Origin of the sequence: Zavarzinia sp. (assembly GCF_049306435.1) — a bacterium.
GTDB lineage: Bacteria > Pseudomonadota > Alphaproteobacteria > Zavarziniales > Zavarziniaceae > Zavarzinia.
Genome location: NZ_JBAQRT010000300.1, coordinates 1 through 8504, shown reverse-complemented (window position 1 = coordinate 8504; position 8504 = coordinate 1). Strand labels below are relative to the sequence as shown.

Sequence of the window (8504 nt, the reverse complement as noted above, 5' to 3'; positions counted from 1 at the left end):
GTTCTGCTCCGCCTCGAGAGCCCGCGCGCGGTGCCCGTCGAAGCGCCGCCCGCGTTGCCGTCCGTCCGGCCGATCGTCGTCATCGCCGGCTTCTACGGCCGGGGCAATTGCGGCGACGAAGCGCTGTTCCAGACCATCTATGAGACCTTCGCCCCGGATTTCGACGTCATCGTCGCGGTGGACAGTTTCGGCGCGGTCGACGGGTTTCAGCACTGGTATCCCTACAACCGCTGCGAAATCCGCCATCAATGCGATCTCGACATGTTCGACGAGGGGCGGCCGATCGCGGCGATGATGATCGGCGGCGGCGGCCTTGCGGTCGGCTTTGCCGCCAATCTGGTCTTCGAGGCCCGGGCCCGCGGCATTCCGACCTTCATTTCCGGCGTCGACCTGCCCGGTCTCGACATGCCCGGCTGCGATCCGCCCGATCGCCAGGTGGTGCACGGGCGCCGCGTGATCGATGCCGCGCAGATGAAGGCCTATCTCGGGGGATTCAGTCGGGTGATGGTGCGCACCCGCCATGGCCTTGACATTTGCCGCCAACTGGGAGTCGAAGCCGATTACGGCGCCGACTGGGCGATCCGGCTGATCCAGGACGAGGCGGAGGATGTCGCGGATTCCAGCCGCCGGGCCCTGATTGTCCTGCGCGAGTTCCCGCTTCACCTGGTGCCCTACAGCTATGTGCTGGAAATCCAGGCCCTGGTCGATGGCCTGAAGGCGCAGGGCTGGCACCCCGCCTTTCTGCCGTTCTGTCCGGAAGACGCGCGCAACACGGCGGAACTCGGCCTCGATTCACTGGCGCCGACGTTCGAACACTGGTGGAACCCCCGGCGGGTGAAGCAATTGATCAGCGCGAGCGGGCTGGTCATCGGCGTGGGGCGCCTGCATCCGCTGATCTTCGCGGCGAGCCTCGGCGTGCCGACGGTCTCGCTGGTGCCGCCACTGCGCCTGCCTTCAGGGCGGAAATCGATCACCAAGATCGACGCGGTCTGCGCCGACTGGGGATTGGCCCAATTCGCTACCGTCCCCGAATTGCTGGCCGCGACCGAAGGTCCGCTGAAGGGGGTGTCCAGCCGGAAGCTGGCTGCGGCCCAGGGCCGGCTGGAGCGCTCGATCACCGGCATGATGGACATCATCGCCCGCTATCGGGCGGCAAACTCGATCTGACCCGCTTGACCGCCGGGGGGCGAGGGCGGCGGGACGGCCTGGCGTGGCCATTCCCGCCGGGTCCTGAGGACGGCCGATCAGGCCTTGCCCCGCGCTTCCAGCTTCTCGCGGCGCTTTTCCTCGCGCTTCAGTCGGCGCTTTTCCTCGCGGGCTTCTTCTTCCGTCTTCAGGGTCAGAAGCGTGTCCTCGACCGGACGGCCGCCCGGCGTCGGTCCGGACCAGTGGCCGGGCTCGCCCCGCTTGGGCATCGCGCCGCGTTCGGCTTCCAGAATCTGGCGGATGAAGCCCTGCTGTGATTCCAGCCGCTGGTAATAATCCGGCCGGAAATCGTGGGGGACGACCTTCGTGTTGAAATCGTCGCCGTAAGCCTCGAACATCTCGTCGACCGAATGGAAGAAGGTCAGCCCCACTTCATCGGCGAAGCTCAGATTCTTGCGGTTCAGGATGTGGCGGCCGCCCGACATGATCTTGGGGTCGATGGCGAAGGTCGGGGTCTGGCAGGTCATGGACAGAATCAGTGTGTGCAGCCGGCCGACGCTGACGACGACATCGGCGGCCTTGATCAGGCCCTTCACCTGACGCGGATCCCACCAAACATTCTCGATCATGTCCGGCTTCACATGGGGCATGTGGTCGAGGAAATCGCGATCATCGGGGGCAAAGGGCAGGTAGCGCACGCGATGGCCCTGCCTCTCGAGATATTTGTGCAGGGCCAGCATGTCGCGGCGATGCTCGTCGCCCGGCGGCTCGCCAAAGGCGCGGATGGTCACCAGGGCACCGCCGCGCTTGTGCGCCGGGGGCTCGATCACGCCAAGGCCGAGCGCCCAGTCGGCGCCATGATGCACCGGGACTTCGTTCTTGCGCAGATTGTCCAGCGACTTGATCGTGCGCACCGACAGGAAGTCCAGCCGGTTATAGATGTCGAAGCGGATATGGTCGGGGGGCAGGCGTGGCTTCAGCGAGGCGTCGATGCCGCTGATCAGCGTTTTCTTGCCGGCATCAAGCGCGGTCATCAGGAACTGGCCGGAAAAGCCGAACGCCAGGGAACCGCCGCCGATGTGAAGACCCACCACGTCCTGGCCGTAGACGCGGGGAATGTCGTCATAATTGATGACTTCGCATTCGGTGTAGGGATACCAGGACCGGAAATCGGGGTGGGCGTTCTTGTGCTCGATCGGCACGATGATGTTGTATTTGTCCTTCAGCAGTTCGTACTGGACATGAAGGAACGCCTCGTCCCCCGCATTGCCGCGCGCGAAGAAACCAAGGAGGACGACGGATTGATCATGCTTCACGAGGGGCCTCGCCGGTTTGACGCCTGGGGAAAGGGATCCTTCCGCCGTCCTGATCCACGGGCAGCGCCCCGCCCGGCCAGGACAGGCCGATGGCCGTCCGTTTCCCTTCAAGGTTCCGGGTGTCCCGGCGCAGGCCGGCCCGGATCCGATACCGGCGGCAGGATAGTCCGGGAAGTCCAGCCGCTTCAATCGCGATTCCCGTTGCGGCCGGCGCGGCCACGCCCCTTGTGCTCCCGGGGGAAGGAAGGTGAAAATCCGATGTCACAGGGGGATGCACCATGCCGTTGATCGACATCGTTCAGGACGGGAAGAAGCTCAAGACGAGCAGTTCCTTCTTCCGCGGGGACGATACCAACTATTATCCACGGGATTCGTCCCTCGAAACCGACGATGTCGTTTCGACCTATATCGCCAAGGGATGGATGCCCCGGCGTCGCTTCATCACCGCGAAGACCCCCATCGTTGCCTTCGGCAGTTGCTTTGCCGAGAATATTTCGAAGCACTTCCTGAAGCTCGGCTTCAATATTCTGACCAAGCAGGATAATGCCGCCTATATCACCAAGATGGGCGACGGCATCGTCAATACTTTCGCCATCCGTCAGCAGTTCGAATGGGCCTGGGAAAACAAGACCCCCAAGGCCGCGCTGTGGCATGGCTACGATGCCGGCTCGTTCGGCTATGACGAGCAGGTGCGCATCGAAACAAAGGCCCTGTTCGACGCGGCGGAAGTCTTCATCATCACGCTCGGGCTTTCGGAAATCTGGTACGACGAGCCAACGGGGGAAGTGTTCTGGCGGGCGGTTCCGATCGAGAAGCACGATCCGTCGCGGCACAAATTCCGGCTGTCCACCCATGGCGAGAACCTGGCCAACCTGAGGCGCATTCACGAGTTGATCCGCGAACATCGCCCGGAGGCGGCCATCGTCCTCACGGTTTCGCCGATCCCGCTCTATGCCACGTTCCGCGATCTTGCCTGCATCGTCGCCAATGGGGCCTCGAAGGCGATCCTGCGCTCGGCAGTCGAGGAATTCATGCAAACCACCGCGCAAGGGGATGGGCGGCTGTACCTCTTCCCCAGCTACGAGGTCGTGAACGATCTCTATAGTCACCAGTGGGGTCCGGATCGTCGGCATGTCTATGGACATGTATTGAATTTCAACATGCGTCTGTTCGAGCGCTATTTTTGCGAGACGAGGCTGAACGATGCGGCGCTGCTCAAGGCGTTTCGACGATCGCAGGAACTCGATCGCCTGATCGCCCGCGAAGGCCACGAAGCCATGGCGCGGGGCAAGCCCGAGCCGGAACCCGCGCCGGCCGCACCACGCAGGCGCAAGGGCATGAAAGGCCTGATACGGCGCCTCCTCAAGCGCTTCCGGGCACGAAAGTAGCGATCCCTGTGACCAACGTCACGGCGCCCTCGGCCCCGCGAGCGTAATTCGTCGTTGTTGCGCCGCGCGGCATCCGTTGCGGGGCATCACGATCGAGCATATGCGGATGCTGCGTTGCCGCATTTGGACCTGATTCGCCCGAATTACCGCTTGCGGTGCGAGCCTGAGGGACCAATAAAGACGGAACGAATCGTCGCCAGGCGAGGATCCGGGGGAATTCGAACTGCTTCAGCCAGGGCCATCGCCAGTTCATGAATGACGCTCTGAACGCCATCGACAATCAGCTGCGCGTGCTGAGCGCCGTGACCTTCCGCGAGGCCAAGGCGCGGCTGGGGCTCAATTTCGTCGGCGTGTGGACCGAATTCGGCCGTCTGTCGATCGCCATCGGGATTTTCTCGGTCATTCGCTATTTCACCGGCAGCGGTATCCACCGCGGCATGGAAATTGTTCCCTTCATCGCCACCGGCGTGCTGATGTTCTGGATGTTCCGGCGCACGCTGCTGTTCGTGTCGATGACGTCGATGTCGGCGGAGCGCTACGCCTTTTTTCCACAGGTGACGATGCTCGACATCGCGCTCGGTCGGGGCGTGGTCAACATCGTGCTTTATGTGGTCCTGTCGTTCGTGACGTTTGGCGTTTTCATCATCGCCGGCGTGTCGGGGCCGATCTATCGGCCGGCCTATGTCGCCATGTTGCTGATCGTTTCGGGCTTTTACGGGCTGTTCGGCGGGATCATATTCAACGCTCTCTTCGCCCGGGTACGGATCCTGCGTCCGGTGCTTCAGGTCGGTCTCCGCATCCTGATGCTGACCAGCGGCGTGTTCTTCGTCATCCCCGAAATCCCGTACAGTCTGCATGGCTTCGCGCTGTGGAATCCGCTGCTGCATCTGAACGACATCATGCGGCAGGAGTATTTCGGCAAATACAGCGCCGATTACGCCGACTTTGGCTATGCCATGCGCTGGCTGATCGGCCTTGCCCTCTTCGCGCTGATCTTCGAGCGGGCCGCGCGCAAGCGGAAGGACGTCGGCTGATGGCCAGTCCCGTGCAGAAAATGCCCGAGCGGATCATCGGCTTCGATGGCGTGAGCGTCCGCTATTACGATCGGGGCCGCATCATGACGGCCCTTCACGATGTCAATTTCGCCATCACGCCAGGGCAGAGCGTGGCGATCCTGGGCACAAAGGGCTCGGGGAAATCCACTCTGGTCCGCTTGCTGTGCAATATCGAGAAGCCGCTGGTCGGCCGGGTCGTGCATCACAACATGACCGTCAGCTGGCCGGTCTGGGCGCGCACGGGGCTGATCCGCTCCATGACCGCGCGCGACAACATAAGGTTCACCGCCCAGCTCTACGGCCGGTCGGCGCCCGATATCATCCGGCGCGTCGACGATTTCGCGCATCTTGGCGCCAAGATGGATGTCTTGCTCGGCGACCTGCCTTCGAGCACCATGGCCAAGGTCATGTTCGCGACAGCGGCGGCGCTGGATTTCGACTGTTATCCGATCGATGACTGGCTTGCCACGCACGATCACGAATTTCGCCGCAGGGCCGAGGATACGCTGCAGTCATTGCGACAGCATTCCACCCTCGTTCTTGCAACCAGCCGCACGAATTTCGTGCGCACATACTGCGACGTCGCCTACGTCCTGCACCGAGGTGTTCTGACACACCATGACACAATCGACGAAGCCATCCGATACTACCGCGGATGCGCGGCGAGCAGCGAGGCCGCCGAGGATCCAGAGGCCACCGAGGCGGGATACTGAGGACGATTTCCTCGGTGACGAATTCGCCGATGGTGATTTCGAGGAAACCGAGCGTCCCCGTCAGGTCACCCTGACGCCGCTGCCCATGGCCGAAAGCCGGGAAGTGCTGCGCCGACGCAAGATCCGCTCGGCGCTGTTCAGCCTGCTGGTCCTGCTGCTGCCGACGACGATTTCGGCCGTCTACATCTATGGCTTCGCCTCGGACGTCTATCAGGTCGACACCGTGTTTCAGGTGAAGACCTCCTATGAGTCGGGCGGCAGCGGCGGCAAGGGCGCGCTGAGCTTCCTCAAGGGCGGTTCGGTGATGGGGCGGGCGATGGACGAGTCCTTCTCGGTCGTCCGTTACATCGAATCCCGCAACGCCCTGATCCAGCTCCAATCGGCCCTCGACTTGCGGAAAGCCTTTTCCGACGAGAAGATCGATTCCTATTCGCGGCTGAAGGCGGAAGCGGATGACGAGGCCTTCTACCGGTATTATGGCGGCATCGTCAGTATCTACTTCGACGAGATCAGCGGCATGATCGTGCTCGAGACGAGGGCATTCGAGCCGGATATGGCCTACAAGATGGCGACGGTTCTCGCCGATCAGGCGGAAAGCCTGATCAATGATTTCAACGGCCGCTCGGAACACGACCTGACCGAACTGGCGCGGAACGAGTTGAAGAGCGCCGAGCAGCGTCTGCGCGAAGCCGAGATCGCCCTGACCAAATTCCGCAACGAGCATGGCGCGATCGACCCGACCGCGACCTCCATGTCGGTCAATAGCATCATTTCGTCCCTCAAGGGGCAGGCGGCGGCGATCGAGGCGGAGATCCGCGCGGTTCGCGATATTTCACGCGGGGAAGTGCCGCGTCTCGCCGAGTTGCGCAACAGGTTGGCCGGCCTGCAGGAGCAGATCAAGATCGAGGAAGCGCGGCTGACCGGCAGCGACACCGCCTGGTCGGGCACGCTGGAGCAATATGGCATCCTCGTGCTGCAGAGCGAACTGGCCAAACAGTCCTACGCTTCGGCGCAAGGGGCGCTGGACTCGGCGCTGGTCGAGGCCCGCCGGCAGAAACTCTATGTCGTCGACGTGGTCTCGCCCTTCCTGCCGTCCGAAGCACGCCTGCCGTACCGGGCGCAGACGGTGTTCTTCACCTTCCTGGGCGCGCTGGTGTCGCTGGTCATCGGCCGCCTGATCTGGGCTGGCGTTCGCGACCACATGGTCTGACCGGGGCGCGGGAGGAGGCATGGCGTGGTTCGGTCGTCTCTTCGGGCGTGATGGCGCGGCCGGGCCGTCGTTGCGCCCGGCGCCGGAACTCGCCGTGACCTGGGCCGCCACGACGAAGACGGTGCGCAGCGCCAATCTCGGCGACGCGCTCAGTCCCGTGATCGTCGCCGCGCTGTCGGGGAGGCGGGTCCGCCACGCCCATTTCGACGAGGACGTGGAGCGGATCGCGGCGCTCGGAACCATCGGCCAGGATCTGCACGGTGGCATTCTCCACCTCTGGGGCACCGGGGCGCAGCGCAGGCTGTGGCCGGTCGACGGCGAGGGCCGGCCGCGTCATCCGGGCGGAATCTTCCATGTCCATGCCACCCGCGGCCCGTTGACCCGGGCCGTGCTGAGGGATGCGGGTATCGAGGCGCCGGAAGTTTACGGTGATCCCGCGCTGCTGCTGCCCCGGCTGTTTCCGATGACGCCCGAGCCTGTGCATGACCTTGGCATCATTCCGCATGTCTCCGAACTCGATGCCGTCAGCCCGGATGCCCGCCCGAAGGCGGACATCCTGCGCTATCGCATTCCGCCGGAGATGGCCGGACGCGTGCGCCTGATCCCGACCTGGACGCTGGCGGAGCCTGCCGCGCTCTTTGCCTGCATCCGCCGCATCCTGTCCTGTCGGCGGATCATTTCCACCAGCCTTCACGGGCTGGTCATCGCCGAGGCCTTCGGCATCCCCGCCCTTGCCCTTGGCAAGAAGGGCCGGGGGGCGACCGCGTGGGATCTGACCGGCCCCTGCGACGGCCTCGACCACCGCATGATCGACTATGGTCTGGGAAGCGGGCGGACCCGCCTCACGACCTATGCCCGACGCCCAGTGAACGAGACCGACTGGGCGGATGCGATCGCGGCGGTCGATCGCTTCGCCCGTCCCCCGGAATTCGACCCCGAACCCTTGCTGGCGGCTTTCCCCTTCAAGGGCGAAGGCGCCGGACCTATCGATGTCGCGGCCTTGCCGGGGCATATCGCGGAGATCAGACTTTGAGGCATCGTCCAGTTGCTGCCGCGCACGCGGTCCATTGTCTTGCGGCACCTGCCGTCAAGGCAGTATTGTCCGCCTGGCCAAAGGGGGAAGGGTACTGTCGATGAGGTCCTGTTCGCGCCGACGGGCGATCGTGTTCACTTTGGTGGCGGCGGGGGGCTTGTCCCTCGGCGGCTGCATGGCGCCAGCGACTTCGGGCGACATGTCGGCCAGCAGCGGATTGATCGCGGGCGCTGGCGGCTTTGGCGCCACCCCGCTGGTTGATACCGCCGGCCGGCCCTGGGCCCCGACCATCGAGCGTTCCTTCGTGTCCGCGCTGGGCCAGAATTGCGCTGCCGTCGTCCTGACCCCACTGACCGGTGGCCTGCCCATCCACCGCGTGGTCTGCGAGCAGGGTGGGCAATGGGTGGTGACCGTGCCCCTGGTTCTCGTCCCCGGAGAAGCGGACCCCCGCTTTGTCGGCGCGCCGACGGCACCTGCCGGCGGAACCACCAGCCAGCGAAGCCCATCGTGATGATCCGGATGCGAACCATGTCGCTGCGTCTTCTGTTCTCCGGGCTTGCCCTCGCGGCTGGCCTTGGCGCCAGCCCCGCGCTGGCCCAATCCCTCGTCACCAGCGGCCCGGCCGCGCCGGATCCGCTTGCCC

At 64.3% G+C, this 8504-nt stretch carries 8 protein-coding genes; 7 read left to right on the top strand and 1 reads right to left on the bottom strand.

Annotated elements, in window-relative coordinates; genetic code table 11:
- Nucleotides 1–1167, top strand: a 1167-nt coding sequence (locus WAZ62_RS16895) for a polysaccharide pyruvyl transferase family protein (protein WP_422644705.1), incomplete at its 5' end; no start/stop codon positions are given.
- Nucleotides 1168–1244: 77 nt separating this feature from the next.
- Here the strand turns inward: WAZ62_RS16895 and WAZ62_RS16890 are convergent.
- Nucleotides 1245–2462, bottom strand: a complete 1218-nt coding sequence (locus tag WAZ62_RS16890) for a polysaccharide pyruvyl transferase family protein (protein WP_422644704.1) — start codon at nt 2460–2462, stop codon at nt 1245–1247.
- 278 nt (nt 2463–2740) lie between these two features.
- Between WAZ62_RS16890 and WAZ62_RS16885 the strand changes: the two genes are divergently transcribed.
- The 6 genes from WAZ62_RS16885 (at nt 2741) to WAZ62_RS16860 (ending at nt 8372) form a co-directional block, all read left to right on the top strand.
- Nucleotides 2741–3850, top strand: a complete 1110-nt coding sequence (locus tag WAZ62_RS16885; protein ID WP_422644703.1) for a GSCFA domain-containing protein — start codon at nt 2741–2743, stop codon at nt 3848–3850.
- A gap of 251 nt (nt 3851–4101) precedes the next feature.
- Nucleotides 4102–4884: an ABC transporter permease gene (locus WAZ62_RS16880; RefSeq protein ID WP_422644702.1), complete on the top strand. Its 783-nt coding sequence runs from the start codon at nt 4102–4104 to the stop codon at nt 4882–4884.
- The gene (locus WAZ62_RS16875) at nt 4884–5618 is read left to right on the top strand and encodes an ABC transporter ATP-binding protein (RefSeq protein ID WP_422644701.1); all 735 of its coding nucleotides are present in this window, start codon (nt 4884–4886) and stop codon (nt 5616–5618) included. Before WAZ62_RS16880 ends, WAZ62_RS16875 begins: the two co-directional genes overlap by 1 nt.
- Nucleotides 5524–6828, top strand: a complete 1305-nt coding sequence (locus WAZ62_RS16870) for a hypothetical protein (protein WP_422644700.1) — start codon at nt 5524–5526, stop codon at nt 6826–6828. Before WAZ62_RS16875 ends, WAZ62_RS16870 begins: the two co-directional genes overlap by 95 nt.
- A gap of 19 nt (nt 6829–6847) precedes the next feature.
- The gene (locus WAZ62_RS16865; RefSeq protein WP_422644699.1) at nt 6848–7861 is read left to right on the top strand and encodes a polysaccharide pyruvyl transferase family protein; all 1014 of its coding nucleotides are present in this window, start codon (nt 6848–6850) and stop codon (nt 7859–7861) included.
- Between the two features lie 100 nt (nt 7862–7961).
- Nucleotides 7962–8372 carry a hypothetical protein gene (locus tag WAZ62_RS16860; protein WP_422644698.1) on the top strand — a complete coding sequence of 137 codons (411 nt, stop codon included), beginning with the start codon at nt 7962–7964 and terminating at the stop codon, nt 8370–8372.
- The last annotated feature ends 132 nt before the right edge of the window (nt 8373–8504 follow it).